Here is a 26369-nt window from a genome sequence, read left to right on the forward strand (position 1 = left end):
GCGGCAAGGCCAGCATTCCCTCTCCCCGGGAGAGGGGATTATTTGGGAAAGGTTCGACTTTGGGCGGGATAGGAGCGGATGACGACGGAAAGGAATCAGAAGTGGCGGCGCACCACGAAGCCGCCGCGGGAGATCTTGTTCTGCAGCCACAGGCCGATCCAGAGTTTGATGAAGCGCCTGGTGACCGGGATCAGGAAGAAGATGCCGAGGAAATCGGTGAAGAAGCCGGGAGTGGTAAGGAGGACGCCCCCGACGAAGATGAGGGCGCCGTCGAGCAGCTGCGCGGCAGGCAGCCGTCCCAAGGAAAGCTCGTCGCGGATCTGGGTGAGCACCCTGGCCCCCTGGTGGCGGATCAGCCAGGCGCCCGTGAGGCTCATGAGCAGCAGGATGGCGACCGTGGCCGCACCGCCGATCACCTGGCCGACCTTGATAATCAGGTAGATCTCGATGACCGGCACGATCAGGAGAATGAGGAACAGTCTAAAGAACATGGCGCCCCGCTACTTCTTCATGTCGATGCCGTAGCTCTTGATCTTACGGTGCAGGTTGCTCCGCTCCAGTTCGATCGCCTCGGCCGTCTTCGAGACGTTCCAGTCGTTCTCCTCGAGCTTTTGCATGATGAACTCGCGCTCGAACTCCTCGCGCGCCTCCCTGAGGCTGGAGAGTTCCAGCACGCTGTCGAGCTTGCCCCCCGCCCCTTCCCGGCTGGCTGGCGAGACGAAGTCGTCGGGGAGATGGTTCATGGTGATGGTGCCGCCCGGGGTCATGATCACCAGGCGCTCCACGATGTTCTTCAGCTCGCGCACGTTGCCGGGCCAGTCGTAGCGCTTGAGCGATTCCATGGCCTCGGGAACGAAGCGCTTTCTCTCCCTCCCCTCCTGGTCGCAGAAGGTGTCCAGGAAGTAGCCGGCCAGGAGCGGGATGTCCTCGCGGCGCTCGCGCAGCGGCGGAACCTTGAAGGGGACCACGTTCAGCCGGTAATAGAGGTCCTCGCGGAAGGTGCCGTTCTTGATCTCCTCCTCGAGGAGCTTGTTGGTCGCGGCGACGATGCGCACGTCCACCTCGAGGGTCCGGGTGCCCCCTACCCTCTCGAACTTCTTCTCCTGCAGGATGCGCAGTACCTTGGCCTGGGTCTTGAGCGACATATCGCCGATCTCGTCCAGGAAGAGGGTGCCGCCGTCGGCCAGGTCGAACTTCCCTTTCTTCTGCGCTACGGCGCCGGTAAAGGCGCCCCGCTCGTGACCAAAGAGCTCGCTCTCGATCAGTTCCTCGGGAATGGCGGCGCAGTTGATTTCGATGAAGGGCTTGTCCCGGCGCTGGCTGTGGTAGTGCACCGAGCGGGCCACCAGCTCCTTACCGGTGCCGTTCTCGCCGGTAATGAGAACCGAGGCGTTGGTGGGGGCGACCAGCCGGATCTGCTCGGCCAGCTGCTGCATGGCGGGGGAGTTGCCGATCATCTCGTGCCCCTGCTGCACCTGTCCTCTGAGCGTCGCGTTCTCCTCCTTGAGCCGGTTCATGGAGAGCGCGTTCTCCACGGTGACCACCACCTTCTCCAGGGAGAGCGGCTTCTCGATGAAGTCGTAGGCCCCCAGCTTGGTGGACTTGACCGCCGTTTCGATGGTGCCGTGGCCGCTCATCATGATGACGTTCAAGGCCGGATGCAGCTCCTTCAGCCGCTTGAGGGTCTCGATGCCGTCCATCCTGGGCATCCAGATGTCCAGGAGCACCAGCCCGGGGAGCTCCTTCTGGCACAGGGCGAGCGCCTCGGTGCCGTCGGCGGCGCACACGGTGCGGTACCCCTCGTCCTCGAGGATGCCGGCCAGGGAGGAGCGGATCCCCTCCTCGTCATCGACTATGAGAATGGTATCGGTCATGGTGGTCCCTTCTATCCGGGCAGCCCTGCCTCTTTGGCCAGTTCGCGCCAAGCCGGTATGCTCCGCTCGATCATCCCCTTGTCGACGCAGTAGGCGATGCGGAAGAAGCCAGGGGCGCCGAAGCCGGCACCCGGCACCAGCAGGATGCGGTGCTTCTGCGCCATCTTCACGAACTCGACGTCATCGGCAAGCGGCGACTTGGGGAAGAGGTAGAAGGCGCCGTCAGGCTTGACCATGGAGAATCCCATGGAGTTCAGCGAGTTGTAGAGCAGGTCGCGCTTGACCCGGTAGGCCTCGATGTCGACCGAGACGTGCTGCAGCCCGGCCACCAGGCGCTGCATCAGGGCCGGCGCGTTGACGAAGCCGAGCACGCGGTTGGAGAACACCGCCCCTTCCATGAACTGGTCCACGTTCTTCATCCTGGGGCTCGCTGCCAGATAGCCGATGCGCTCGCCGGGGAGCGCCAAGTCCTTCGAGTGCGAGGTCACGATGACCGAGTTCTGGACGTAGCGGAAAATATTGGGCACGCTCTTGCCGTCGTAGGCGATGCGCGCATACGGCTCGTCGGAGATGACCAGGATCTGCTTGCCGAACTCCGCTTCCTTGGCGGCAATCATCTCGCCCAGTGTCTGCAGGCTTTCAGCCGGGTAGATGACACCGGTCGGGTTGTTCGGGGAGCAGATGATGATGGCGCGGGTCTTGTCGGTCACCGCCGCGGCAATGGCCGGGATATCGAGCTGGAAGGTCTCGCGGTCGGTCCAGACCTCGACCGGCACACCGCCGTGGTTGTCGATGTAGAAGCGGTACTCGACGAAGAAGGGGGTAAGGAGGATCACTTCGTCGCCCGGGTTCAAGATGGTCTTCAGCACCACGTTGAGGGCACCGCCGGCGCCGCAGGTCATCACCACCTGGCTTCCCTGCACCGGGAGATCGGACGCGGCGGAGAGCATGCGCGCCACGGCATTCCTGGTCTCGGGGTAGCCGGCGTTATTCATGTAGCGGTGCATGCCCGGGACCGGCTGTTTGGCCAGCTTGAGGAAGTCGTCATGGAACGCCGCGGGGGGCTCGACGTCGGGGTTTCCCAGGGTGAAGTCGTAAACCTTGTTGGCACCGAACTCCTTCCTGAGCTTCTCACCCTCCTCGAACATCTTCCTGATCCACGACGATTTCGCAATAAATCCGGCGATCTTATCTGCGACGGGCATGCATCCCCTCCTTGATTTTGGTGTCCAATTTTTTAACACATTCCGGAAACCGGGGCAAGGCGTATTCCCCCCGACGGTCAGGCCACCAAAGCACCATTCTAATATTTCCCTGCACCAGTCGAGACAATCATGCTATAGTGCGGCCCTTGCCTTGCCATACGACTTACGAAGGAGGGAACCAATGAAGAAGAATTGGCGCATCGAGACCCAGGCGATCCAGGAGGGGTTCGTCCCCAAGGACGGCGACCCGCGCATCCTGCCCATCTATCAGAGCACGACCTTCAAGTTTTCCAGCGCCGAGCACGTTGCCAAGCTGTTCGACCTCGAGGTCGGCGGGCATTTCTACACCCGGCTTTCCAACCCGACGGCGGAAGGATTCGAAATGAAGATCGCCGCCATGGAGGGAGGGATCGCGGCCATGGCGACTTCCAGTGGCCAGGCAGCCTCCACCATCGCCGTCATGAACATCTGCCAGGCAGGTCAGCACGTGGTCGCGGCCAGCACCCTGTACGGCGGCACCTACTCGCTCTTTGCCAACACCTTCCCGAAAATGGGGATCGAGGTAACCTTTGTCGATCCCGAAGCGGACGAGGCGACCATCGTCGCGGCCTTCCGCCCCGAAACCCGCTGCCTTTTCGGTGAGACCATCGGCAACCCGGGGCTCAACATCCTCGATTTCGACAAGTTCTCCCGCATCGCCAAGAAGATGCAGGTGCCCCTCATCATCGACAACACCTTCCCAACGCCGTACCTGTGCCGGCCGTTCGAGCACGGTGCCGACATCGTCATCCACTCCGCCACCAAGTACATCGACGGCCACGCCACCAGCGTGGGCGGCGTGATCGTGGACAGCGGAAACTTCGACTGGGGCAACGGCAAATATCCAGAAATGACCGAGCCCGACGAGAGCTACCACGGCCTGCAGTACCTGAAGACCTTCGGCAAGCTCGCCTACATCGTCAAGGCGCGCGTGCAGCTCATGCGCGACATCGGCCCCTGCCCGGCGCCGATGAACGCCTTCCTGTTCAACCTGGGACTGGAGACACTGCCGCTTCGCATGCAGCGCCACTCCGAGAACGCGCTCGCCATGGCCAAATTCCTGGAGAAGCACGAGGCGGTATCCTGGGTGAGCTATCCGGGACTGGAGAGCCACACGAGCTACGCCCGGGCCCAGAAGTACCTCCCCAAAGGCGCGAGCGGGGTGCTCACCTTCGGCATCAAGGGTGGCGCCGCGGCGGGCAAGAAGTTCATGGAGAGCTGCCAATTGGTGGCGCTGGTGGTGCACGTGGGCGACGCGAGAAGCTGCGTCCTGCACCCGGCCAGCACCACGCACCGCCAGCTTAGCGAGGAGCAGCAGATCGCCTCCGGCGTCACTCCAGACCTGATCCGGCTCTCGGTGGGCATCGAGCACATCGACGACATCATAGAGGACGTAAACCAGGCGCTGGCGGCAAGCCAGAAGTAAGGGGCTTGGACAAAGGCAAATCCCCCCTGTCCCCCCTTTCTCAAAGGGGGGACGCTAGGGCATCGACGGCGGTTGGGGGGGCAGCATACTCGACACTCCCCGCAGATCTCCGAAGAACACAAAAAGGGGCGAGTGGATTTTCCACTCGCCCCTTTCCATTCCTGCTTCAGCCATTCTTACCGCGGCCGGTTTACTTGCCGCAGCACTTCTTGTACTTGATGCCGCTACCGCAGCTGCAGGGATCGTTGCGCCCGATCTTGGGCGAGGTCCTCACGATCGGCTGTGCGGTTACCGCTTTGCCGTCGGTGAAGAGCCAGGTCTCCTTCTCCTTCTTGAACAGGGCGCGCTCGTGGTGCACCCGGTCCTGCCCCTGCTCTTTCCAGCGCGCGATGAACTCCACCTCGCCGGTGGTGTCGTCCTTGCCGCCGTCCTTGGTGGAGACAATCTCCAGCCCCTGCCAGTCGGACTTCTCCGCCCACTCGCGGGTACCCTCGGCGTCGTACCCCTCGCGGTGCTTGGGGTGGGTGCTCTCCAGTATGAAATCGGTCTCGACGTTGGCATACGCGGCGTAACGCGCGCGCATCAGCGCCTCTGCCGTCTCAGCGCGGCGCTCCCCCTTTATAATGGGGCGACAGCATTCGGCGTAAGCCACGCCGCTGCCACAGGCACACAGCTCCATCAGTTACTCCTCCTCATTGCTCTTTTTGTGGTGCTCTAATCAGATTTCGTAGTCAGCGGCGACCACCGAGGAGCAGACGCTCCTCATGTAGGCGGCCACTTCGTTAGCATGGTACGGATGCACCTGGTAGGCCTGCAGGTCCTCCAGGGAGTCGAACTTGGTGTACAGGGCGATGTCCGCGGAACGCTCCGAGCGGATCAGGTCCACCCCCACCTCGAGATGACGCAGCAATTCAACCTTGCCGTCCATGCTCAAAAGACGCTGCCGGGCAGCCTCGACGTTCTCAGCAGTAGCCTCTTTCAACTTGAAAAGCACTATGTGCACGATCATGTATAGCCCCCAGAATCAGTGATGACGTTCTCCGGATACCTGTAATACATCGGCGCCCGCCCCCCTGTCAACGATGGCAGTCCCGTAGACACAAAAAAGTTGTTGCGTGGTCGAAACAATGCTGCTATAAGGACCAACAGGATCAAAAAGGTCTTTTTTAAATTTTCATGCAATGGAGGATTAAATGACTGGCGCTTTGAGATTCATGAGTATAATTGTACTGGCGTTCTTAATGATGACCGCTCCCGTGCTGGCCGCGGAGAAGGTTCTGTTCGACAACGGGCACGGCCAACGTTTTCAGATTAAGGAGCAGGGACCGCTGCAACTGTCCGGACTGGCCAAAGTGATCCAGGCTGCCGGTCTCGAGGTCGGCACGGTGGACCAGCCCCTCTCCGACGCCACCCTTGCCGGCGCGCGCGCCCTGGTCATCAGTGGCGCCTTCAGACCACTTGACCCCAGCGAGGCCGATGCGGTGGCGAGGTTCATCCAAAACGGCGGTCGCGTTGCCGTCATGCTGCACATCGCGCCTCCCATGGCTACCTTTTTGGACCGGCTGGAGGTACGCTACACCAACGGCGTGATCCAGGAGCGCGAGAACGTCATCGACGGCAATCTGCTCAATTTCCGGGTTGTCCGCATGAAGGAGCACCCCCTGTTCAAAGGGGTAAACGACTTTGCCGTACACGGTGCCTGGGGGCTGATCAACCAGACCGACAGCGCACAGGTTATCGCGGCCACCGGTTTCCAGGCCTGGATCGACGTCGACCAGGACCAGAAACAGTCCAAGGAGGAAACGGCCTCCTATGGCCTGGTGGTTCTCGGCACCATGGGCAAAGGCTCCTTCCTCGTATTCGGCGACGACGCCATCTTCCAGAACAAGTTCCTGGAAGGCAATAACAAGATTCTCGCGGCAAATCTTGCCGCCTGGCTCAAATAGCGGCACCAACTACACCAACAAAAACAGGAGGGATTCAATGGCTCAGGCTCTGGAAATCTACAAGTGTGAAATGTGCGGCAATATAGTCGAGGTCTTCCACGCCGGCGGCGGCCAGCTGGTCTGCTGCGGTGAGGAGATGAAGTTGCAGAAGGAAAACACGGTCGACGCTTCCAAGGAGAAGCACGTACCCGTCATCGAGCGCGGCGCCGGGACCATCACCGTTAAGGTCGGTAGCGTTCCGCACCCGATGGAAAGCGCCCATTACATCGAGTGGATCGAAGTGATCGCCGACGGCAAGGTCTACCGCGCGCAGTTGCAGCCGGGTCAGGCTCCGGAAGCGACCTTCCCGATCACCGCCGCCGATATCAAGGTGCGCGAGTACTGCAACCTGCACGGCCAGTGGTCCGCCTAGACACGCACGGCACGCTTTAGACGCACGAAGGGGGGACGGCATGAAGCCGTCCCCCCTTTTTTTTATTGCAGCCGGCGGGAGGAAAATCCCCCCTGTCTCCTTTTCGCAAAAGGGGAACAATTGGTCACGTGCAGCACTCTGTGGTCAACATGGTCTAGGCTCCTCCGCAGTCCCGATGCGACGGCATCGTAAACTCACCCCAGCGCCCGTTGGCGGGGCCGGTTCAGGCCAGCAGGTGGCTCGCGACGTTGATGTTTTTCAAAAGCGGATCCACCGGAGCGATGATCGAGGCGTAGCGTGTCCCCCTCTGCGGGGCCAGGGTGACCAGCATCGGCGTCTCCAGCGCCTGCCCTTGGGCGTCGAGCAGGATCTTCACCGACGGCTCCGCGCACTCCATCGGGTGCGGCTTGAGCACCAGCGCGATTTCGTTGGTGTCCAGGCGCACCAGGCTCCCCACCGGGTATTCCCCCATCATCGACTCGAACTGCTCCACCAGTTCCATGTTGAGCGAGGAACCGGCCAGACGATGCATGATCTCCATGGCTTCCTTGGGGAGGGTCGGCCGCTGGTAGGTGCGCAGCGTGGTGATGGCGTCGTAGCAATCGGCTACCGAAACGATCTCGGTGTACAGGCCGAAGTGCATCTCGCGAGCCCACTCGGGGTAGCCGGTGCGGTCGTGGCGGATATGGTGCCCCAGCACCGCTTCCGCAACCGCCGGGGGAATGTTCTTCATCTTTTTGACGATCTCGGACCCTTCCTCGGCGTGGCGCTTCATCTCCTTGAACTCGGTGTCCGAAAGCTTGCCGGGGCTGTTGAGGATGGTCTTGTCGATCCTGGTCTTGCCGATGTCGTGCAACAGCCCCGCCGTGTTGATCTCGTGCAGCGCTTCTTTTTCCAGGCCCAGAAAGGCGGCCAAGGTGAGCGCCAGGATGCCGACGTTGACGGAATGGCTGAAAGTGTAGTTGTCGTAGTCCTTGATCATGGCGAGGCCGAGCAGAGTGGTCGGCTCCTCCATGGTGACCGAGACCATGTTCTCGACCACGCCGTTGATCCACTCGCCGCTGGGGATGCGGCCGTTGTCGATCTCGCGCATGGTGTCGCGCACCGCCTTGAGCGCGTCCCGGTAGATGGCGGCGGGGACCAGGGTTTCCCCCTTACCTTCCTCACCTTCCCCTGCGACCATCTCGTCGATACCGAGCCGGACGTTGCTGATCCCCTTGCGCTCGAGCTCGGCCGCAAAGGTATCGGCGCTCACCTGCCGGTTCGCCAGAAGCGCCGCAAAGCCGAACAGGTCGTCAGGGGTGACCCCGGGGTAGATGGTGACGGCGTCTATCCCCTTCTGCAGCAGGCGCTCGACCAGTTCGGTGACGGCGGCGTTGGGGGCGACCAGCAGGCACCCTTCGATGAAGAAGGTACCCTCCACCACCCCCAGGTGCAGTTCATGCCGCTCCCCCATCATCTCACCCATGAGCCCCACCAGTTCCTGCAGGGGCTGGCGTACCGCCGGATGCGCCAGGGGATAGAGCAGCACCGACTTGATGGAGGCAGTAAACAGCATCGCCGCGCGCTGCACGTCCTGCTTGGTGATCTCACTCATGTGTTGCTTCCCTTTGTGCCATTGCCTGCAGCGCCGCGGCAGCGGCCTCGGCCAACTCTCCGGTGCCCGAGGCATAGCGCTGCAAGAAGCCCCGCGCCTGCTCTCCGCCCAGGGCAGCGATGGCATCGACGGCGACCAACTTCTGCTCCAGGCGCCGGGTGGTACCGATCAGGCAGCGCCGGCGCACCAGCTTGAACAGCGCGTCCAGCGCGCGCCGATCGCCGATGCATCCTATCGCCCGCAGCGCCTCCATCTGGAGCGCGTGCAGCTTTCCCCTCAGGTCACGCTTCCCCGCCAACCGCAGCAGCGGTTCGAGCGCCGCCTGGTTCCGGCAGCTCCCCAGGCAGGAGATCGCCTGCAGCGCGGTTGCCTCGTCCCCCTCCTGCACCAGGGAGAGCAGCACGCCGGTAGCTTCCATGCCCCCGATACGCGCCAGCGCCCTGATGCTTTCCATGCGCACCCGGCTCTCCGGGTGATACGCCGTCAGCGCCAGTCCCTTCACCGCCTCACGGTTGCCGATCTCGGCGAGAATGGCCACCGCCATCTGCACCACCTGCGCCCTGGCGTCCTTGAGCAGCACCAGCAACTGCGGCTGCGCCTGCACCCCGATGCGGACCAGCGCAGTGCCCAGGGCCTTGCGTGCGGCCCTGCTGCCGCTCGCGGTCAGGCGCCGCACCACCGCGTCCACTACTTCGGGACCGGACAGCCTGAGCATGCGGCAGATGGCCTCCTTGGCCGGGAAATCGACATCCTCCAGGTGATTCAACAGGTGTTCCGCCATCTCCCCCAGGATGAGCTGCTGCAGCGCCGTGTGCGCCGCGTCGCGGCAGACCGTACTCTTGTCCGGATCCGCCTGCTGGTCCGCCAGGTGCGACAACACCACGTAGAGCCGGTCGCAGTTCCCCTCCAGTTTCAGCGGCAGGGCCTTTTTCAGCAGCAGGCGCGCCAGCTGCCGGTAGCGCTCCTCGTCGGTCTCGGCCACCAGAGCGGCCAGGATCTGGTCGATACCGGGCTCAGACGTCTGCCCGGCCGCGTTCCCCGGTGCCGGGGCGGCCTCGGCCGCGCGCTCCTCGATAACCTCGGCGCCACTCTCGCCCGCCTCCTCCTCGGTCTGTGCCACCGTTTTCTTGGTGTACACGGCGCTCACGTCGATCTGGTTCACCATGACCGCGGAGATGCCGTTGCGGGCCAGCATGCCGGCCACGCCCCCTTCCTCGGCGATCTTCTGCGGGGGCACCGCCAGCGCGGAAAGGAGGGCAGAGAGGTCCGTCTGGGACACCTCCGGAAGGAAGGTGAGTCGCTGCAGCTCGCGGGCGAACAGCTCCTGGGCCAGTGCCTTGGTCATCGGGTTGCTTTCGATGGTCTCCGGGCGCCCGGCAATGGCGAAGCCGCCGCGCTGCACGATCAGGGTGACCGGCGCGTGTCGGACCAGGTTGGTAATGGCCTCATAGGCAGAAGAGAGTATTTGCGAACGCAGGGGATGGTTTTCGGGATAGAAAGAAAAGGCCTTCAATGCCTTGGAGGTCTCGGCGAGCGCTTTCTGGCAAGCCGCACCGAGATCTTCGTTGTCTTCGAGTAAATTTCTTTGGTCTTCCGGCATTTTCCATTCCCGTTGATAGGACGCCAGATTCTAGCCGAGATAATGATAATTATCAAACCATTTTGCAGCGGCCGCCATGACCGCCTCGGCTATACTACTTCACCGTCGCTTTTACCATGCTCGCAGGTCCGCTGCCAACTCATTTCGCAGCAGGTGACAACTGGACATCTTTTTCAAAGCATACAGTTGCTCTTGATGCTATCGCAGATAGAATTAGGGGACGTTTTCGCTCAACAACCGCAGCCGAGGTAACATTGCCCAAAAACAGCAGCAGCAACCTTGACTCGAGGACCGTCCAGTCCGCCCTGGAGGCCCTGTCGCGCGAAACGAAGCAATCACGACTCGCCCGCGTCTTCCCCTTCCTCGGCCCCGCCTTCATCGCCAGCGTCGCCTACGTCGATCCCGGCAACTTCGCCACCAATATCCAGGGGGGCGCCCAGTTCGGCTACCTGCTGCTGTGGGTGATCATCGCCAGCAACCTGATGGCCATGCTGATCCAGACCCTGTCGGCCAAGCTGGGGCTCGCCACCGGCCAGAACCTTGCCGAGCACTGCCGCAACCAGTTTCCCAAGCCTGTCTCCATCGCCATGTGGGTCATCATGGAGGCGGTCGCCATGGCTACCGACCTGGCCGAGTTCATGGGGGCCGCACTCGGGTTCCAGCTCCTGTTCGGCATCCCGCTTCTGGCCGGGGCCATCCTTACCGCCCTGGCCACCATCGCCATCCTCGGCATGGAGCGCTTCGGCTTCAGGCCACTGGAGGCAGTCATTTCCGCCATGGTCGCCGTGATCGCCCTGTGCTACGTCGCCGAGATCTTCATCGCCAGCCCGAACTGGGGCGACATCGCCGGCCACGTGGTGCGCCCCGCATTCGCGGGGCGCGAGAGCGTGCTCCTCGCAACCGGCATCATCGGCGCCACGGTCATGCCCCACGCCATCTTCCTGCACTCCTCGCTGATGCAGGGGAGGATCGTGGTGAAGGACAGAAGGAAACTGCGCACCCTGTACCGCTACGAGATCATGGACGTGGTGATCGCCATGGGGATCGCGAGTTTCGTCAACATGTCCATGCTGATCATGGCAGCCTCCACCTTCTACGCCACCGGAAAGACCTCTATCGCCACCATCGAAGAGGCCTACCGGACCTTGGAGCCGCTCCTGGGCCCGGCGGCGAAGTTCATCTTCGGGGTATCCCTGCTCTTCTCAGGCCTCTCCTCCAGCAGCGTGGGGACCAGTGCCGGGCAGGTGATCATGCAGGGCTTCATCCAGCGCCACATCAGGCCCTGGATCCGGCGCGTGGTCACCATGGCCCCGTCCCTGTTCGTCATCGCCATGGGGTACGACCCGACCCGCACCCTGGTGATCAGCCAGGTGGTGCTCTCCTTCGGGCTCCCCTTCGCCATCATCCCGCTGGTGCTGTTTACCCGCCGCCGCGACCTGATGGGCGACCTGGTCAACAAACCGGTGACGACGGTCTTTGCCTCACTGGCGGCCACCCTCATCGTCGCCCTCAACATCTACCTGATTGTCGCAACCTTTTTCCCAGGATGATCGCCATGTTCAAGCACATTCTCGTCCCGATGGACGGATCCAAACTCGCCGAAGCCGCCCTCCCCGCCGCCCGTTTCATGGCCGAAAAGCTGCAGGCCCAGGTGACCCTCTTCCACGTGGTGGAGAAGGACGCCCCGAGCCAGGTGCACGGCCAGAAGCACCTGACCGGTCCCGAGGAAGCGGAACGCTACCTACAGGAGGTAGCCGCCACCTGGTTTCAAGGCATCCCCAAAGTCGAGTGTCACGTGCACGAGACCGAGACCCCGCTGGTCTCCGAGAGCATCGTCGCCCACGCCGCCGAACTGGGCCACGACTTGGTAGTGATGTGTTCGCACGGGCGCGGCAAGGCCTTTCACCTGCTCTTTGGATCCATCGCCCAGAAGGTGATCGCCGGAGGGACCCTGCCGGTGTTGATCACCCACCCCGACGACCGGGGCGAGCCCCCGCCGTTTTGCTGCTGCCAAATCCTGCTGCCGCTCGACACCGATCCCGAGCACGAGAAGGGACTGCCGGTGGTGAAATCGGTGGCACGCATCTGCAATGCCGACCTGCACATCACCACGGTGATCCCCACCTACGAGTCGCTACCTCCCGACGAGAAGGTGACGGCGCGCACCCTGCCGGCCACCGCGGCGCGCATGCTCGACCTGGAGGCCCGTGACGCCTCTGAGCACTTGCAGGATCTGGTGCGGGGGCTGGTAGCGGAGGGGATCCACGCCTCGGCCCACGTGCTCCGGGGAGATCCGGCCGAGACTATCGCCCGGGCGGCGCAGGAGGCGAAGATCGACCTCATGGTGCTCCCAACCCACGGCAAGACCGGCATGGCTGCCTTCTGGACCGGCAGCGTCGCCCACGGTATCTGCAGCCGCAGCAAGTGCCCCCTGTTGCTGGTGCCAATCTCCGAGCCCTCCGCCGGCGACTGAGCCTTCCGCTTCTTTCGCGGCAACCATGCAGCTAACGAGCAAAGGGGGAGGCCGCAACGGCCTCCCCCCCTTTCATTGCCAGTGACAACGGGCGTTCATCTGTCGTCTATTCCTTCTTGCTGCGCGTCTCTATTTCCTTCCCGACCCCTTGCACATGGTGCAGGGCACTTCCTCGACGTCGTATCCGGACTGCCGCGAAGCCATCAGGATTTTTCCTCTACCGTTGCATTTAGGGCATCTCGATCCAAGCATGGCGTACCTCCTCTGACAGTAGCTATCTTCTTCTGTGACAACAATTTTAGCAAAAAAGCGTAGAATGGAATAGCTACAACTGTACCGTGACTGTGAACACAGCCCTTATGAGAGAGCTTTCAAGGAGGTGACCACCATGGCATGCAACAAGGAAGGGCACAGCGAGCACATCTGCGCCCTGACCGCGCGAGGAGAGATAGAAAAGGTCCACCAGCTCACGCTGCAGCCCACCGTCGAATGCGGCAACTGCGGCGCCAAGGCGAAGGAGGTGGATGCGGTCTGCGACCCGGTGCAGCTCCCCGAGGCGGGATGGCTGGGAGACTGAGGCCGACAGCTAGCATGAAAAAAGGGGAACGTTGCAAGACGTTCCCCTTTTCTTTTGCGCTGTAACCACCGCGGCAGCCTTACTTTCCACTGCGGCGGGCGGCGTGGTTGCCGGGACGCTGAACGCCGGCGCGATGCCCTTCGCCTGTGCCCTGGCCGGCGGGGCGGTTGCCACCCTGGCGCGGCCCGGCTTGGTGCCGGTTACCGCCGGGGCCTCGCGATGCACCGGGGCCGCGGCTGCTACCGGGCTGGGCAGGTCTCCCCGCACCCTGGCCGCTCCTGGCTTCGGCGGGTTTGCCTTGGGCCGGGGCAGCAGGCTTGCCCTGGGCCGGTGCGGCGGACTGCTTCTTACGCTGCGGCTCGCGCGGCGGGCGGGCGAACTCCGCGTCCTTCTTGGGCGCAGGGACGGTGTAGTCGAAGCCTTCCACGCGGCGCCGCTCGATCTTGGCACCGAGCACGCGCTCAATGCTTCTCACCATCTGCTCGTCCTCGCCGGTCACCATGGTGAAGGCGTCGCCGGTCTTGGCGGCACGGCCGGTACGGCCGATCCGGTGCGTGTAGGCCTCCGGCGTGTCCGGGATGTCGTAGTTGATGACGTGCGAAATCAGGGAGACGTCGATGCCGCGGGCGGCGATGTCGGTGGCAACCATGATCTGGTAGGTCCCATCCCTGAAGCCGTCCAAGGCGGCCTGCCTGCGGTTCTGGGACAGGTTCCCCTGCAGCGAGGTGGCCTTGTAGCCCGCCTTTTCCAGCTGTTCCCCTACCCTCTTGGCACGATGCTTGGTCTTGGTGAAGATGAGCACGCTCTCGGTGTCGGTGTGCTTCAAAAGTTCGAAGAGAAGCGGAGTCTTCAGGTGCTGCCCCACCGGGTAAAGCGCGTGGGAGACGGTCGCCGCGGGGGCAGTGCGGCTCACCTGCACGGTGACCGGGCGGCACAGGATCTCGTGCGCCAGCCGGCGAATGTCGTCGGGCATGGTGGCCGAGAACATGAGGTTCTGCCTCTTGCCGGGAAGGGCACGGAGGATCTTTCTCACGTCCGGCAGAAAGCCCATGTCGAACATCTGGTCCGCCTCGTCCAGGACCAGCACCTCGACCTGGGAAAGGTTGACCGTCCCCTGGGAGATGTGATCCAAAAGGCGTCCCGGGCAGGCGACCACGATATCGGCACCTTCCTTCAGCTTCTTGATCTGGGTGTTGATGTTGACGCCGCCGTAGACAGTGATGCTTTTCAGCCGGGTCTGCTGCGCCAGCGCGTTGAGCGAATCATTGATCTGCTCCGCGAGCTCCCTGGTAGGGGCCAGTACCAGCGCGCGCACGTGGCCACGCGCGCCGTCGGCCAGACGATGCAGCAGGGGAAGGCCGAACGCGGCGGTCTTGCCGGTGCCGGTCTGGGCCAGCCCGAGCACGTCCTGGCCGGCTATGACGGGGGGAATTGCCTGCAACTGAATGGGGGTAGGGGTCTGGTACCCCACGGCCTCTACACCTGCCTGGACCTTGGGGTGCAAGTTAAACTGTTTGAAATCCACTGATACTCCTGTTTCTTGGTGTGACGCCACAAAAAACCCCAGAAGCCTGAAAGGCCCATGGGGTCCGTGACTCATTAGAGATTGAACTATAGCATGAAACGGGAGGAAAAGGGCTCAAATTTATCTAATGCTGCGTTTTACCGTCGGAAAGGCTTCTCCCTCCCGCCCTGCCCCTCCGGGGGAAGGAGGAGAGCCCGGAGGTCGCAGGTGCGGGAGAAAGTTGCCCAGCGCGGGATCAGTGGCGATCCCTGTCGTCGCGATGATCATCCCTGCGGTCGTCGCGGCGGTCATCCCGCCGGTTGTCGCGCCGATCCTCCCGGGCCCCGTCACGATACCCGTTGCGGTAGCCGTCGCGGTAGTAATCCTTACGTTCGCCCCAGCGCCCGTCGCGGCGCTCGGCCACCGGGCGGTACCAGTTGCCGCGGTAGTGGTCACGGTCGTTCAGGTAGGTGCGGTACTCGTAGTCGCGGTAGTAGCGGATCTGCTCGTAGCGATGCCGGTGCAACCCGTAGGGGAGGTAGCGCGGCGCCACATAGGTCCACGGTCCGCGGTAGCTGCCAGCCACGTACCAGTAGCCGTTCCGGTACTGGTAGTAGTTGCTGTCCATGTAGACCACGTCGTAGGGAAGCCCGACCGAGACGTAGAACCCGAGGGTCGGCGAGTAGATGAAGCTGGGGGGCTCGGCGTAGGCGACCGGTGCCGGAGGAGCCGGGTAGGCGACCGGCGGGGGCGCCACGGGCACCGGGGCGACGGCGACCGGCACGCCGATGTTGACGCTGAAATCCACCCTTGCCTGGGCCGTGGCGGCTCCGGCAAGTACGATGACGAATGCCAATGCGGTGAGCTTTTTCATGATCTTCTCCTTGCGGCCTCAGGCCGTCTTCCTTGCGTGACTGTTCCCGTACTTTGCATTTCCCGCAGCCGTGTTGTTCGCGGCCGGGTCCATTCATTCTTTGAGAACAAAGCTACCAGCACAATAAGGAACAATTGTGAAGCAAATATGGAATTTCCATCCTGCATAAAGATGCAATGGCACATTAGTCACAACTGTGCTAATACAAAGCTGTACCAATGACTTAAATGGTGGATGCTATGAAGGTAAAGATCAAGTACAGGCTCTTTTTCACCATGCTTGCCGCAACAGGAGCGGTGGTGATCAGCATGTTCCTCATCATGCAGTGGAGCATCGGGCACGGCTTTCTCGCCTACGTGAACACCATGGAGAAGGACCGGCTGCAGCGGCTGGCACACGTGCTTGAGCAGTCATACAGCCAAAACGGCAACTGGGATTTCCTGCAGCACGAGCCTTCCACCTGGTTCGACACGGTCGCCGCGACCCGGGAAGGGCGCGAGGGGGGCGAACCCGACCCCGGCCAGCGCAGGATGGGTCGGCGCGGTTTCATGAACCTGAGCGGCCAGGGGCAGCACCTACCGCAGCGCTTCCTCTACCGTTTCGAAGGGCGCGTGGTGCTGCTCGACCCCGACAAGCGCCTCATCCAGGGCGCCCCGGGCAACCTCGACACCGCACAGGTGAAGAAGCTGACCAGCGACGGCGAGGTGATCGGGTACCTGGCGCTACGCCCAAGACAACGGCTCACCGACACCTACCAGCTCCTCTTCGTGCAGCAGCAGAAGCTCACCATGGGACTGGTCGCCATCGTGATGCTGCTCGTCTCGGCGGCGCTGTCGCTTCCGTTGGCGCACCGCCTGGTCGAGCCGATCAAGCGACTGGCGGGTTCCCTGCACCGGCTCGCCTCGGGCGAGTACGACACCAGGGTCCCGGTGCACTCAAGCGACGAACTGGGGCAACTCGCCCGCGACTTCAACACCCTGGCCCTCTCCCTGGAAAACAACGAGCGGGCCCGCCGGCGCTACCTGGCCGACATCTCCCACGAACTGCGCACCCCACTTGCCATCCTGCGCGGCGAGATCGAGGCGCTGCAAGACGGGGTACGCCCACTGGGACCGGAGTCGATGCGCTCGCTGCACGCCGAGGTGATGCACCTGGGGCGGCTGGTCGAAGACCTGTACCAGATATCAATGTCCGATATCGGTGCGCTCAACTACCGAAAGGAACTGGTCGATCTGACCGAGATCCTGGAAGACGCGCTGGAACCGTTTGCCGCCAAGTTCCACCAGAAAAACATCGCCTTGCGGCAGGAACTACCGGACGAGGAGCTGACCGTTTTCGCGGACGGCGTACGCCTGAACCAGCTTTTCAGCAACCTCCTGGGCAACTCGCTCAAATACACTGACCAAGGGGGCGAGCTGTCGGTGCGGCTCTCCCGCGACGATGGCCGGGCCGTGGTGGAATTCGCCGACTCGGCTCCCGGCGTGCAGCCGGAGGAACTTGCCCGGCTCTTCGACCGGCTGTTCCGGGTGGAGAATTCGAGGAACCGGGCCCTGGGCGGCGCAGGTCTTGGTCTCGCCATCTGCAAGAACATCGTCGAAGCGCACGAAGGCACCATCACCGCGCACCCCTCCCCCAAGGGCGGGGTGCTGATCAGGATAGAACTGCCGCTTACCGGGAGCAGGACATGACACAGACCATCATGATCGTCGAAGACGAGGAAAAACTGGCCAGCCTGTTGGGGGACTACCTGAAGCAATCCGGCTTCGAAACCGTCTGGATCGCCAACGGCACCGAGGTGGTGCCCAGGGTGCGCGAGCGGCAGCCCGACCTGGTGCTGCTCGACCTGATGCTCCCCGGGCGGGACGGGCTGGAGATCTGCAAAGAGATACGCACCTTCTCGCAACTCCCCATCATCATGATCACGGCCCGAGTTGAGGAGATCGACCGGTTGCTCGGCCTGGAACTGGGCGCCGACGACTACATCTGCAAGCCCTTCAGCCCCCGTGAGGTGGTGGCGCGGGTGAAGACCGTGCTGCGCCGAACCGTGGAACCGCCGGCAGCGTCCAACGGCGGCCTGACGCTGGACCAGGATCGCTACTCCGCGCAGTGGCAGGGTCACGACCTCGACCTGACCGTGGTCGAGTTCAAGCTGCTGCACTTTCTCTACCTGAACCCGGGGCGCATCTACTCCCGGACGCAGCTGATGGACCGCATCTACTCGGACCAGCGCATCGTGAGCGACCGGACCATCGACAGCCACATCAAGAAGCTGCGCAAGAAGATCTCCGCCGTCGCCCCGGACCAGGAGCTGATCCACTCCATCTACGGCGCCGGATACAAGTACGAGCCCCCCAGTCAGAATTAGGGGGGGCTCCCCTCTCCCCCAAACTGTCACACCTCCTCGTTGCATCTTTCAAAGGTCATCCTGCCACGACTCACCCCTAAAGCTGTGCGTGCCTCTTTGTCACTGGGACCACTTTCCACCCATATCTCAAATCTTTACTTAAGAAAATCCCTCCGCCTCCGATATCCACATTAGTTCCCGGGAAAAGTGACAATCCCCCTAGCCTTGATACGCCAAGCCAGCGGGAGTTTCCGAAACTGCAAGTTCCAACAGGACCATGTCGTATGCGCCGCCACAGTCGATACGTCAGATAACTGAGACGTTACAGATAGGCGTTCTGCCTAAGGGGGGAATAAAATGCTCAAGAACATGAAGATCGGTACAAGGTTGCTGCTGAGTTTCGGGCTCGTCGTGTTGCTGCTCGTGGGAGTCGCCGGCACCGGTTACTGGGGGGTCAAGGACGGTGAAAACACGATGGTCAACGTGCTTGACGGTGAAGCCAAGATCGCCGAAAACGCTGCCAGGGCCAGGGCCAACGTCTTAGGAATGAGGCGCTATGAAAAGGACATGTTCCTCAACATCGCCGATGTCAAGAAGGTCGAGGAGTACTACGCCAAGTGGAACGAGGAGGCGACTAAGACAGCCGAGCGCGTAGCCGACCTGGAAAAGGTGGTGCGCAATAAGGAAGATGTGGAGCAGGTGAAGGTAATCAAAGATAACTTCCTTGCCTACAAGGCCGGGTTCGCCAAGGTGGCCGGTTCCATCCTGGACGGAAAACTGAAGAATCCCGCCGAGGCCAACGCCGCGGTGGGCGCGTTCAAAGACGAAACCCACAAGATGGAGAATACCGCCATCGTCATGGCCCAGGAGTCGAACAAGGTCATGGAGCAGGAGAAGGGCGTGGTTCAAAAGGCCACCCAGCGCGTCGTCACCCTGCTGGTCACCATTTCCATAGTTGCGGTGCTGCTTGCCGTCGCCCTCAGTTTCCTCGTGACAGCCAGCATAAAGAAACCGCTGCAGGTCGGCGTCGATACGGCGAACCGCCTTGCCGACGGTGACCTGACCTTTGAAATCGGCCAGACCGCGAAGGACGAAACCGGGCAGCTTCTTGCCGCCATGAGCATCATGCTGAACAAGCTCAAAGAGGTGGTGACCGAGGTGAAAGCGGCCACCAACTACGTGGCGCAGGGGAGCCAGGAACTCTCGTCCAGCTCCGAGGAGATGTCACAGGGGGCGAGCGAGCAGGCGGCCGCCGCCGAGGAAGCCTCCTCCAGCATGGAGCAGATGACCTCCAACATCAGGCAGAACGCCGACAACGCCATCCAGACCGAAAAGATCGCGGTGAAGTCTGCGGAAGACGCCAAGGACGGCGGCAAGGCCGTACAGGAAACCGTCCACGCCATGAAGGAGATCGCCAGCAAGATCAACATCATCGAGGAAATCGCCCGTCAGACCAACCTCTTGGCCCTGAACGCCGCCATCGAGGCGGCCCGCGCCGGCGAGCACGGCAAGGGTTTCGCCGTAGTTGCCAGCGAAGTGAGGAAACTTGCGGAAAGGAGCCAGAAGGCGGCAGGCGAGATATCCGAACTCTCCGCCAACAGCGTGAGCATCGCGGAAAAGGCTGGCGAACTTTTGGCCAAGATGGTTCCGGACATCCAGAAGACCGCCGAACTGGTCCAGGAAATCAGCGCCGCCAGCCGCGAGCAGGACACCGGCGCCGAGCAGATCAACAAGGCGATCCAGCAGCTCGACCAGGTCATCCAGCAAAACGCCAGCGCTTCCGAGGAGATGTCCTCCACCGCCGAAGAGCTCGCCTCGCAGGCCGAGCAGCTGCAGAGCACCATCGCCTTCTTCAAGACAGGAGACGAGGCCAGAACCAAGACAAGGTCGATCACCCATGCCAAAGCAAAGGATAAGCCGGGCGCTAAACAGATGACCGTGGCCAAGGTAGCGACTGTGCAGAGCGGTTCCGGACAGGTGGGCAAGGCCGTCGGGGCCGACTTGGAGATGGACGACGATTCTTTCGAGCGGTTCTAGAAACTGACCGACAACAATAACAAAGCCGGGTGCCCGGTGACCATGATGGTCGCCTGTGGCACCCGGCTTTTTTTGCGTCTTGCCATTGCCGCGGCTAGATGAGTTCCACCTCGCTCGCCCTGACGATCAGCAGCGCCTGCCGGAAATCCGCCGTCAACTGCTGCCGGTACGTCCTCCACCAGGCTCGGTCCAGTTCCTTGGTCATCACCTCGTAGATGACGATATCGTCCTGGACCGTGGTCTCCTTGGTCTCCTTCCAGAGCCCTCGCGCCGGAGAGCGCATGTAGGTGGTGATGCCGCCGAAGCGTTCGGAAAGTTCGTCGCGCACCTTGAGAAACTCGTCCTGGGTGAACTGGTTCCCGTCGTTGTCATACAGCGGCAGCAGGATCTGGATCAGGTGCATGTCGCCCCCGGGATTACGAAGTTTCTCGCACGTCCATGATCTCGCGGACGTGCGGCCGGATCGCCTCCACCAGTTTGTCCTTGGGAACCCCCTGCACCTTGAAGGTGTTGATCCAGGTGTCTGCCTGGTTGCCGTCGACCTCGCTGAAACCAAGGCCCACGATGTTGCCGCCGGCCTCGTAGATGGTCTTGGTCACGTCGGCGAGAGTCCCCTTGGCGCCGGTGGTGGCTACGGTGAGGCGCACCCCCTGGCGGCGGCCACCCAGGAGCTCGAGCAGGATGTTGAACAGGTCGGATTCCGTGATGATGCCAACCAGTTTACCCTCTCTCACCACCGGCAATCCGCCGATGCGGCGATCGACCATGATGCGCGCCGCCTCCTCGAGCGGAGTGTCCTCGGAGACGGTGATCACGTCCTTCGCCATGCACTTCTCCACGGTGAGCTTGGCCAGCAAGTCGTGAATCTCCCAGACGGCCAGCGAGGTGGCCGGCGACGGGGAGGCCTGGAACAGGTCGCGGTCAGAGACAATACCGACCAACTGCCCGGAGCGATCTACTACGGGGAGGCGCCGGATCTTCTTTTCGCCCATCAGACGCAACCCCTCGGTCACTGAGATGTCGGGAATGATGGTAATCGGGTTTTGAGTCATCCTGTCTCGTACAAGCATTGTGGCACCCTCCTAGGTTGGTAAATACAGCCGGCACCTTCGCTGGCTGAGAATGACATGATTGACGATTACCTGGGCAACAGTCCTTGCACCAGGTCGAGCACCGCCTTGTCGCGGTTCAACGTGTAGATGTGCACCCCGGGGACGCCGGCGGCCAGCAGTTCCTCGGCCTGCCTGCGCGCGTGGGCCACCCCGACCTCCTGAACGGCGGCTGCCCCACCCCGCCGGTCAGCCTCCTCCAGTTCGGCCAGGTAGGCAACTGGAAGAGTCGCCCCACACAGGGAGATGATGCGCTGGATCACCTTGAGGCTCACCACGGGGATGATACCGGGAATGATAGGCTTGTCAATGCCGATGGAACGGGCCTTCGCGACGAAATCGAAGTAGAGCGCGTTGTCGAAAAAGAGCTGGGTGATAGCGAAGTCGCCCCCTTCGTCGAGCTTAAGTTTCAGGTAGGAGAGGTCGTGTTCGGCATCGACCGCCTCCGGGTGCACCTCGGGATACCCCGCCACGCCGATCCCCATGCCGGGGTGGGACTCCTTGATGAAGGCGGCCAGGTCGGAAGCGTGCAAGAGCGTGCGGCAGGCGGAGAACTCCGGAGGTGCGTCCTTGGGCAAGTCCCCGCGCAGGGCCAGTACGTCGTTCACGCCAGCCTCGGCCAGGCTGTCCAGGAAGAGCTGCAGATCGCCGCGGTAGGCGCCGATGCAGGTCAGGTGTGCCATGGTGTCCAGGCCGTGCTCGTTTTTCAACCGGCTCACGATTTCAAGGGTATCCCCCTTGGTGCTGCCGCCGGCACCGTAGGTGACCGAGGCGAAGAGCGGCTTGAGCGCTGTCAGACGATCGACCACCTGGAAGAAAGCGGGCCACTCGTTCTTGTCTTTGGGCGGAAAAAACTCAAGAGAGATGAACTGACTGTCACGGTTCATCTTGTCTATTATCTTCATGTATGCTCCGTCTGCTGCCCGGCCTTCAGACGACGTTTTTGACAACGGCCGGATGACCGGGGCAGGCATCTTTGTCTCCTCGACAGCGGTGGGCGTGACTTTAGCATTTTTTTATAAGAAAAGCGACTGCGCCGTACCGTGTCGGCGACGCCGTTAAAATCGTGTCAGAAGAGAAAAAAGACGTTGCTCCGCCAGTTGCAAGAGTGCTATAAATACGAGATTCATGACCACAGGCTATCCTGTGGTCTTTTCATTTTGCACAGAAGGAGCACGCATGATCAGCGCATCAAACGTCACCCTGTCCTACGGCAAGAGGGTGCTGTTCAAGGACGTAAACATAAAGTTCACCCCCGGCAACTGCTACGGCCTGATCGGCGCCAACGGCGCCGGCAAGTCGACCTTCCTCAAGATCCTGTCCGGCGAGATCGATCCCGACAAGGGCGAGATCTCGGTCGGCAAAGGGAGGATCGCGGTCCTCAAGCAGGACCAGTTCGCCTACGACGAGCACACCGTCTTCAACACGGTGATCATGGGGCACAAGAAGCTGTACGAAGTGATGGCGGAGCGTGAGGCCATCTACTCCAAGGCCGAGTTCACCGAAGAGGACGGCATCCGTTCCGCGGAACTCGAGGGTGAGTTTGCCGAGATGAACGGCTACGAGGCGGAGAGCGAGGCGGCGGTGCTGCTGAACGGCCTCGGCATCCCGGAGGAACTGCGCGGCAAGCTGATGAAGGAACTGGAAGCGGGCGAGAAGGTGCGCGTGCTCCTGGCGCAGGCGCTTTTCGGCAACCCGGACGTGCTCCTTCTGGACGAACCGACCAACCACCTGGACCTGAAATCGATCTCCTGGCTGGAGGACTTCCTGTACCGTTTCCAGAACACCGTGATCGTGGTCTCCCACGACCGACACTTCCTGAACCAGGTCTGCACCCACATAGCCGACATCGACTTCGGCCGCATCCAGGTCTACGTCGGCAACTACGACTTCTGGTACCAGGCCAGCCAGTTGAACCTGAAGCAGCGCCAGGACGAGACCAAGAAGGTCTTGGACAAGGCCGCTGAGCTGAAGGAGTTCATCCAGCGCTTCTCCTCCAACGCATCGAAGGCGAAGCAGGCGACCTCCAGGAAGAAGCTCCTCGAGAAGCTGACCATCGAGGACATGCCGATCTCTTCCCGCAAGTATCCGTGGGTGGTGTTCAAACCGGAGCGCCCCTGCGGCGACATCATCCTCGAGGTGAAGGGGCTTACCAAGACCGTGGACGGCGTGCAGGTGTTCAAGGACCTGGACCTGATCGTGAGGAAAGGTGACAAGATCGCCTTCGTGGGGAGCAACTCCCTGGCCAAGACCACGCTGTTCCAGATTCTCGCTGGCGAACTGGAGCCGGACGCAGGGACCTTCCGCTGGGGCGTCACCATCACTAGCGCCTACTTCCCGAAAGAGAACGGCGACTTCTTCAAAGGGGACCTGAACCTGATCGAGTGGCTGGGACAGTACTCCCCGCCCACCGAGGGAGAGAGCTTCGCGCGCGGCTTTTTGGGAAGGATGCTCTTCTCCGGGGACGAAGCGACCAAAAAGACCAGCGTCCTCTCTGGTGGCGAGCGAGTGCGCTGCATGCTCTCCAGGATGATGCTGACCGGCGCCAACGCGCTCATCCTGGATGAGCCGACCAACCACCTGGACTTGGAGTCGATCACCGCCCTCAACAACGGTCTCATCTCCTACACCGAAGTAGTGCTGTTCGCCTCCCACGACCACGAGTTCGTCTCCACTGTGGCCAACAGGATCATCGAGATCACCCCGGGCGGCATCATCGACCGCGACATGAACTTCGACGATTACCTTGAGGACGCCGACGTCATCGCCGAGCGCGACAGACTGTGCAACGGGCACGCGGAGTTGAGCCTGTAAGGCGTAATCGAAAAGGGATAAAGGAAAAGGGGGCTCCGGTAAACGGAGCCCCCTTTTTTAATGCGGAAAAGCGGAACACAGAGGACACAAAGGAAAGCTGTAAGTTTCCCCCCCTAGAGTCTTTGCTCTGTGTCCTCTGAGATCCTCGGTGTCCTCTGTGATAAAGCTTTTTAGGTTTTACGCGCCGATCTTCAGGAAGTTCCTGACGCCGGTGAAGACGATCTGGGCGGCGAGCGCGGCGACAAAGAGGCCGGTCAGCTTGCTCAAGATGGTGATCCCCTTCTTGCCGACGATGTGCTCGATGAAGGAGGCGCAGACCAAGAGGATGCCGACGCAGAGGACGGCCATGGCGAGGGCGGCAAGACCCACAAAGACCTGCCAATTATGCTGCACCTCGGCGCCCATGACTAAAAGCGCGCCGGTAGTCCCGGGGCCGACGGTGACGGGTATCGCCAGGGGCACCACGGAGATGGCACCGCGCTTTTCGCTGGGAGGGGCGCTGTCGTCGCCGTGCACCATGTGCACGGCCGAGAGGAACAGGAGGCTCCCCGCCCCAATCCTGAAGGAGTCGAGCGTGATCCCAAACAGGGAGAAGAGGGTGTTGCCGAAGGAGTACAGGACGAAGCAGGCGACCATGACGGCGAGGGTCACCCTGACGGCGGTGGAGCGCCGCTCGCGGGCGGTGAGCTCGGGGGTCATGGCCAGGAAGGTGGAGAGCACGAAGAAGGGGGTGAGCAGGAAGAAGAACCTGATCCACACGGTGAAGAAAAAATCCGAATAAGCTTCCATCCTGTAGCTGTACTCTCCTTTGTTACCCGCCCAAAGCATTACCACAGAGGACACCGAGGTCCACAGAGGGCACAGGGGGAAAACTTGAATCGGGTTTAAAAACCTTCAAGCCTTTCTCTCAGTGTCCTCTGTGCTCCTTTGTGTCCTCTGTGTTCCGCTTGTGGGTTTGGTTTATTGCGCTATCTTCAGCACGATCTTGCCGAAGTGCTTGTCTTCTTCCATCATCCGGTGCGCCTCGACCACCTGGTCGATGGGGAACACCTTCTCGATGATGGGAACGATGGTGCGGTCAGCGAACTTGGGCATGGCGCGACGCACGAACTCTGCCGCGATTTCCCCCTTCTCGGAAACGGGACGGGAGCGAAGCACGCTGCCGATGATCTGCTGACGCTTCACCATCATGAGCGCCAGGTTCAGCTCAGCCTTGATGCCGGAGATGACGCCGATGACGACCAGTCGTCCCTTGTACCCCAACGAGTTCATGTTGGGGGCGAGGTACTTGGCACCGACGTGGTCCAGGATCACGTCCACCCCTTTCTTGTTGGTGAACTCCTTGACGGCCTCGCTGAAGTCCGGGGTCTCGCGGAAATTGATCACCAGGTCTGCGCCCAGTTCCTTGACCCGCTCGAGCTTCTCCGGGGAGGCGGTGACGATCAGCTTGGTGTTGGGCACCAGTGCCTTGCAGAGCTGGATGGCCGCGGTGTTGACCCCGCCGCCGCCGCCGTGCAGGATCGCGGTCTGGCCATCTTCGAGGCCGCCGATCATGAACACGTTGAGAAACGCGGTGATGTACGACTCGCAGATGCAGGCGGCTTCCTCGAAGCTGACGGTTTCGGGGATCGGCATCAGGTGATTGGCGTAGGCCACGGCGTACTCGGCGTAACCGCCGCCGCCGACCAGTGACACCACGCGGTCACCCACTTTCCAGCCGCTAACGCCTGCTCCAAGCGCCTCGACGACGCCGGCCACTTCGAGCCCCAGGATCTCGGAGTCGCCGGGCGGGGGGGGGTATTTTCCCTCGCGCTGCACCAGGTCGGGGCGGTTGATCGAGGTGGCGTGAACCTTGATCAGCACCTCGTTTTCCTTGGGGACAGGCTTGTCCACCTCGCCCACCTTGAGCACCTCGACGCCGCCGAAACCTTCCATCAGTACCGCTTTCATGGCCTTCCTCCTGTATCGAATTGAATTCATGGCAGCCGAGTGACTCGGCCACGATAGTGTATACGGCGCACACTATCTCAAAAATGTGCGCCCTTTATCAACGGAATTTTCTCAGGAGGAGGAAAAAATCAGCGGAATTTTATGGCAGTCCCGCGCGCGGTAATCTCGCTCTTGGGGAAGAAGATGTAGGTATCCATCTCTACTTTGACTTCGGGCAGGATCACGGCGTCGGCTCCGATCTTGGCCGCCTCGGCGCGTAGGGCATTGTTGGCCCAGCTGTAATCGGCGGGGGTGAGATCCTCCTTGTCGCCGTAGCGCACGCGGTGTACCTCGATGGTTCCCACTTTCTTGTAGGGACGCAGCAGTTCGTCCTGTGCCAGTACGGGCGGGGCATCGCTTCTGATAACCACCCTGGTGCAGCCGGCGGCGGACAGCATGAGGCACAGCAGCAAAAGCAGAGGCGAGAAGTGTTTCAGTGTCCGGTTAATCAGGTCCATGATCTCTCCCTAGCGGAGTTGAGTCCCCGCTCGATGCGGGATCAGCCACACAGTTTAGCTGCCATTTTCCCACTTTACAACACTCTTTTGG

The 26369-nt window shown here is 61.8% G+C and carries 25 protein-coding genes; 10 read left to right on the forward strand and 15 right to left on the reverse strand.

What is annotated here, in order from left to right; translation table 11 throughout:
* Window positions 1-95 precede the first annotated feature (95 nt).
* The 3 genes from K7R21_RS10800 to K7R21_RS10810 are packed head-to-tail and all read right to left on the reverse strand — an operon-like array spanning window position 96 to window position 3079.
* The gene (locus K7R21_RS10800) at window positions 96-491 is read right to left on the reverse strand and encodes an FxsA family protein (RefSeq protein WP_224983255.1); all 396 of its coding nucleotides are present in this window, start codon (window positions 489-491) and stop codon (window positions 96-98) included.
* Between the two features lie 9 nt (window positions 492-500).
* Window positions 501-1874, reverse strand: coding sequence for a sigma-54-dependent transcriptional regulator (locus K7R21_RS10805; RefSeq protein ID WP_224983256.1), 1374 nt, complete (start codon window positions 1872-1874; stop codon window positions 501-503).
* 11 nt (window positions 1875-1885) lie between these two features.
* Window positions 1886-3079 carry a pyridoxal phosphate-dependent aminotransferase gene (locus K7R21_RS10810; RefSeq protein ID WP_224983257.1) on the reverse strand — a complete coding sequence of 398 codons (1194 nt, stop codon included), beginning with the start codon at window positions 3077-3079 and terminating at the stop codon, window positions 1886-1888.
* A 181-nt stretch (window positions 3080-3260) separates the two neighbouring features.
* Here K7R21_RS10810 and K7R21_RS10815 point away from each other — a divergent pair, with 181 nt between their 5' ends.
* A complete protein-coding gene (locus K7R21_RS10815) occupies window positions 3261-4544 on the forward strand; it encodes an O-acetylhomoserine aminocarboxypropyltransferase/cysteine synthase family protein (RefSeq protein WP_224983258.1) in 1284 nt (427 codons plus the stop codon).
* Window positions 4545-4734: 190 nt separating this feature from the next.
* Here K7R21_RS10815 and K7R21_RS10820 read toward each other — a convergent pair whose 3' ends face one another.
* Window positions 4735-5226, reverse strand: a complete 492-nt coding sequence (locus tag K7R21_RS10820) for a YchJ family protein (RefSeq protein WP_224983438.1) — start codon at window positions 5224-5226, stop codon at window positions 4735-4737.
* 36 nt (window positions 5227-5262) lie between these two features.
* Entirely contained in the window at window positions 5263-5553 is a 291-nt protein-coding gene (locus K7R21_RS10825) for a Dabb family protein (protein WP_224983259.1), read from the reverse strand.
* 205 nt (window positions 5554-5758) lie between these two features.
* On the opposite strand from K7R21_RS10825, the gene K7R21_RS10830 reads away from it, so the two are divergent.
* Window positions 5759-6490: a DUF4350 domain-containing protein gene (locus K7R21_RS10830; protein ID WP_224983260.1), complete on the forward strand. Its 732-nt coding sequence runs from the start codon at window positions 5759-5761 to the stop codon at window positions 6488-6490.
* 37 nt (window positions 6491-6527) lie between these two features.
* On the forward strand, window positions 6528-6902 hold the full coding sequence (locus K7R21_RS10835) for a desulfoferrodoxin (RefSeq protein ID WP_224983261.1): 375 nt from the start codon (window positions 6528-6530) through the stop codon (window positions 6900-6902).
* 223 nt (window positions 6903-7125) lie between these two features.
* Here K7R21_RS10835 and K7R21_RS10840 read toward each other — a convergent pair whose 3' ends face one another.
* Both K7R21_RS10840 and K7R21_RS10845 read right to left on the reverse strand, forming a co-directional pair.
* Complete coding sequence (locus tag K7R21_RS10840; RefSeq protein ID WP_224983262.1) at window positions 7126-8499, reverse strand: HD-GYP domain-containing protein; 1374 nt, start codon at window positions 8497-8499, stop codon at window positions 7126-7128.
* On the reverse strand, window positions 8492-10099 hold the full coding sequence (locus K7R21_RS10845) for a HEAT repeat domain-containing protein (protein ID WP_224983263.1): 1608 nt from the start codon (window positions 10097-10099) through the stop codon (window positions 8492-8494). Before K7R21_RS10845 ends, K7R21_RS10840 begins: the two co-directional genes overlap by 8 nt.
* A 254-nt stretch (window positions 10100-10353) precedes the next feature.
* On the opposite strand from K7R21_RS10845, the gene K7R21_RS10850 reads away from it, so the two are divergent.
* The 3 genes from K7R21_RS10850 (at window position 10354) to K7R21_RS10860 (ending at window position 13149) form a co-directional block, all read left to right on the forward strand.
* Window positions 10354-11649, forward strand: a complete 1296-nt coding sequence (locus K7R21_RS10850) for an Nramp family divalent metal transporter (RefSeq protein WP_224983264.1) — start codon at window positions 10354-10356, stop codon at window positions 11647-11649.
* A 5-nt stretch (window positions 11650-11654) separates the two neighbouring features.
* Window positions 11655-12572 (forward strand): universal stress protein, encoded by a 918-nt coding sequence (locus K7R21_RS10855; protein WP_224983265.1) that lies wholly within the window; start codon window positions 11655-11657, stop codon window positions 12570-12572.
* A 388-nt stretch (window positions 12573-12960) separates the two neighbouring features.
* Window positions 12961-13149 carry a hypothetical protein gene (locus tag K7R21_RS10860; RefSeq protein WP_224983266.1) on the forward strand — a complete coding sequence of 63 codons (189 nt, stop codon included), beginning with the start codon at window positions 12961-12963 and terminating at the stop codon, window positions 13147-13149.
* Window positions 13150-13228: 79 nt separating this feature from the next.
* Here K7R21_RS10860 and K7R21_RS10865 read toward each other — a convergent pair whose 3' ends face one another.
* Together K7R21_RS10865 and K7R21_RS10870 are read right to left on the reverse strand one after the other, a co-directional pair.
* Entirely contained in the window at window positions 13229-14674 is a 1446-nt protein-coding gene (locus tag K7R21_RS10865; RefSeq protein WP_224983267.1) for a DEAD/DEAH box helicase, read from the reverse strand.
* A gap of 235 nt (window positions 14675-14909) precedes the next feature.
* Window positions 14910-15527 (reverse strand): hypothetical protein, encoded by a 618-nt coding sequence (locus K7R21_RS10870; protein ID WP_224983268.1) that lies wholly within the window; start codon window positions 15525-15527, stop codon window positions 14910-14912.
* Window positions 15528-15766: 239 nt separating this feature from the next.
* Here K7R21_RS10870 and K7R21_RS10875 point away from each other — a divergent pair, with 239 nt between their 5' ends.
* From K7R21_RS10875 to K7R21_RS10885, 3 genes are all read left to right on the forward strand, one after another.
* The gene (locus tag K7R21_RS10875; protein ID WP_224983269.1) at window positions 15767-17215 is read left to right on the forward strand and encodes an ATP-binding protein; all 1449 of its coding nucleotides are present in this window, start codon (window positions 15767-15769) and stop codon (window positions 17213-17215) included.
* Window positions 17212-17892, forward strand: coding sequence for a response regulator (locus K7R21_RS10880; protein WP_224983270.1), 681 nt, complete (start codon window positions 17212-17214; stop codon window positions 17890-17892). Before K7R21_RS10875 ends, K7R21_RS10880 begins: the two co-directional genes overlap by 4 nt.
* A gap of 336 nt (window positions 17893-18228) precedes the next feature.
* Window positions 18229-19908 carry a methyl-accepting chemotaxis protein gene (locus tag K7R21_RS10885; protein WP_224983271.1) on the forward strand — a complete coding sequence of 560 codons (1680 nt, stop codon included), beginning with the start codon at window positions 18229-18231 and terminating at the stop codon, window positions 19906-19908.
* Window positions 19909-20002: 94 nt separating this feature from the next.
* Here K7R21_RS10885 and K7R21_RS10890 read toward each other — a convergent pair whose 3' ends face one another.
* The 3 genes from K7R21_RS10890 to K7R21_RS10900 all read right to left on the reverse strand — a co-directional run bounded on the left by K7R21_RS10890 (window position 20003) and on the right by K7R21_RS10900 (window position 21922).
* Window positions 20003-20311: a hypothetical protein gene (locus tag K7R21_RS10890; RefSeq protein ID WP_224983272.1), complete on the reverse strand. Its 309-nt coding sequence runs from the start codon at window positions 20309-20311 to the stop codon at window positions 20003-20005.
* A 13-nt stretch (window positions 20312-20324) separates the two neighbouring features.
* Window positions 20325-20978, reverse strand: a complete 654-nt coding sequence (locus tag K7R21_RS10895; protein ID WP_224983273.1) for a CBS and ACT domain-containing protein — start codon at window positions 20976-20978, stop codon at window positions 20325-20327.
* 68 nt (window positions 20979-21046) lie between these two features.
* Window positions 21047-21922, reverse strand: coding sequence for a methylenetetrahydrofolate reductase (locus K7R21_RS10900; protein WP_224983274.1), 876 nt, complete (start codon window positions 21920-21922; stop codon window positions 21047-21049).
* 274 nt (window positions 21923-22196) lie between these two features.
* Between K7R21_RS10900 and K7R21_RS10905 the strand changes: the two genes are divergently transcribed.
* Window positions 22197-23831, forward strand: a complete 1635-nt coding sequence (locus tag K7R21_RS10905; RefSeq protein WP_224983275.1) for an ABC-F family ATP-binding cassette domain-containing protein — start codon at window positions 22197-22199, stop codon at window positions 23829-23831.
* Between the two features lie 177 nt (window positions 23832-24008).
* Here K7R21_RS10905 and K7R21_RS10910 read toward each other — a convergent pair whose 3' ends face one another.
* The 3 genes from K7R21_RS10910 to K7R21_RS10920 form a co-directional block, all read right to left on the reverse strand.
* Window positions 24009-24620 (reverse strand): MarC family protein, encoded by a 612-nt coding sequence (locus tag K7R21_RS10910; protein ID WP_224983277.1) that lies wholly within the window; start codon window positions 24618-24620, stop codon window positions 24009-24011.
* Window positions 24621-24791: 171 nt separating this feature from the next.
* Complete coding sequence (locus K7R21_RS10915; protein WP_224983278.1) at window positions 24792-25781, reverse strand: NAD(P)H-quinone oxidoreductase; 990 nt, start codon at window positions 25779-25781, stop codon at window positions 24792-24794.
* A 128-nt stretch (window positions 25782-25909) separates the two neighbouring features.
* Window positions 25910-26278, reverse strand: coding sequence for a hypothetical protein (locus tag K7R21_RS10920; protein ID WP_224983280.1), 369 nt, complete (start codon window positions 26276-26278; stop codon window positions 25910-25912).
* Between the last annotated feature and the right edge of the window lie 91 nt (window positions 26279-26369).

The sequence above is a fragment of the Geomonas agri genome, assembly GCF_020179605.1.
In the GTDB taxonomy this organism is placed as follows: Bacteria; Desulfobacterota; Desulfuromonadia; order Geobacterales; family Geobacteraceae; genus Geomonas; species Geomonas agri.

What these genes read in the sequence shown, in the direction of transcription:
- K7R21_RS10855 (WP_224983265.1), top strand. Translation starts at nt 11,655, where the DNA reads ATGTTCAAGCACATTCTCGTCCCGATGGACGGATCCAAACTCGCCGAA.
- K7R21_RS10890 (WP_224983272.1), bottom strand. Translation starts at nt 20,311, where the DNA reads ATGCACCTGATCCAGATCCTGCTGCCGCTGTATGACAACGACGGGAAC.
- K7R21_RS10845 (WP_224983263.1), bottom strand. Translation starts at nt 10,099, where the DNA reads ATGCCGGAAGACCAAAGAAATTTACTCGAAGACAACGAAGATCTCGGT.
- K7R21_RS10905 (WP_224983275.1), top strand. Translation starts at nt 22,197, where the DNA reads ATGATCAGCGCATCAAACGTCACCCTGTCCTACGGCAAGAGGGTGCTG.
- K7R21_RS10810 (WP_224983257.1), bottom strand. Translation starts at nt 3,079, where the DNA reads ATGCCCGTCGCAGATAAGATCGCCGGATTTATTGCGAAATCGTCGTGG.
- K7R21_RS10910 (WP_224983277.1), bottom strand. Translation starts at nt 24,620, where the DNA reads ATGGAAGCTTATTCGGATTTTTTCTTCACCGTGTGGATCAGGTTCTTC.
- K7R21_RS10870 (WP_224983268.1), bottom strand. Translation starts at nt 15,527, where the DNA reads ATGAAAAAGCTCACCGCATTGGCATTCGTCATCGTACTTGCCGGAGCC.
- K7R21_RS10860 (WP_224983266.1), top strand. Translation starts at nt 12,961, where the DNA reads ATGGCATGCAACAAGGAAGGGCACAGCGAGCACATCTGCGCCCTGACC.
- K7R21_RS10805 (WP_224983256.1), bottom strand. Translation starts at nt 1,874, where the DNA reads ATGACCGATACCATTCTCATAGTCGATGACGAGGAGGGGATCCGCTCC.
- K7R21_RS10875 (WP_224983269.1), top strand. Translation starts at nt 15,767, where the DNA reads ATGAAGGTAAAGATCAAGTACAGGCTCTTTTTCACCATGCTTGCCGCA.
- K7R21_RS10895 (WP_224983273.1), bottom strand. Translation starts at nt 20,978, where the DNA reads ATGCTTGTACGAGACAGGATGACTCAAAACCCGATTACCATCATTCCC.
- K7R21_RS10840 (WP_224983262.1), bottom strand. Translation starts at nt 8,499, where the DNA reads ATGAGTGAGATCACCAAGCAGGACGTGCAGCGCGCGGCGATGCTGTTT.
- K7R21_RS10915 (WP_224983278.1), bottom strand. Translation starts at nt 25,781, where the DNA reads ATGAAAGCGGTACTGATGGAAGGTTTCGGCGGCGTCGAGGTGCTCAAG.
- K7R21_RS10815 (WP_224983258.1), top strand. Translation starts at nt 3,261, where the DNA reads ATGAAGAAGAATTGGCGCATCGAGACCCAGGCGATCCAGGAGGGGTTC.
- K7R21_RS10830 (WP_224983260.1), top strand. Translation starts at nt 5,759, where the DNA reads ATGAGTATAATTGTACTGGCGTTCTTAATGATGACCGCTCCCGTGCTG.
- K7R21_RS10835 (WP_224983261.1), top strand. Translation starts at nt 6,528, where the DNA reads ATGGCTCAGGCTCTGGAAATCTACAAGTGTGAAATGTGCGGCAATATA.
- K7R21_RS10900 (WP_224983274.1), bottom strand. Translation starts at nt 21,922, where the DNA reads ATGAAGATAATAGACAAGATGAACCGTGACAGTCAGTTCATCTCTCTT.
- K7R21_RS10825 (WP_224983259.1), bottom strand. Translation starts at nt 5,553, where the DNA reads ATGATCGTGCACATAGTGCTTTTCAAGTTGAAAGAGGCTACTGCTGAG.
- K7R21_RS10885 (WP_224983271.1), top strand. Translation starts at nt 18,229, where the DNA reads ATGCTCAAGAACATGAAGATCGGTACAAGGTTGCTGCTGAGTTTCGGG.
- K7R21_RS10920 (WP_224983280.1), bottom strand. Translation starts at nt 26,278, where the DNA reads ATGGACCTGATTAACCGGACACTGAAACACTTCTCGCCTCTGCTTTTG.
- K7R21_RS10800 (WP_224983255.1), bottom strand. Translation starts at nt 491, where the DNA reads ATGTTCTTTAGACTGTTCCTCATTCTCCTGATCGTGCCGGTCATCGAG.
- K7R21_RS10880 (WP_224983270.1), top strand. Translation starts at nt 17,212, where the DNA reads ATGACACAGACCATCATGATCGTCGAAGACGAGGAAAAACTGGCCAGC.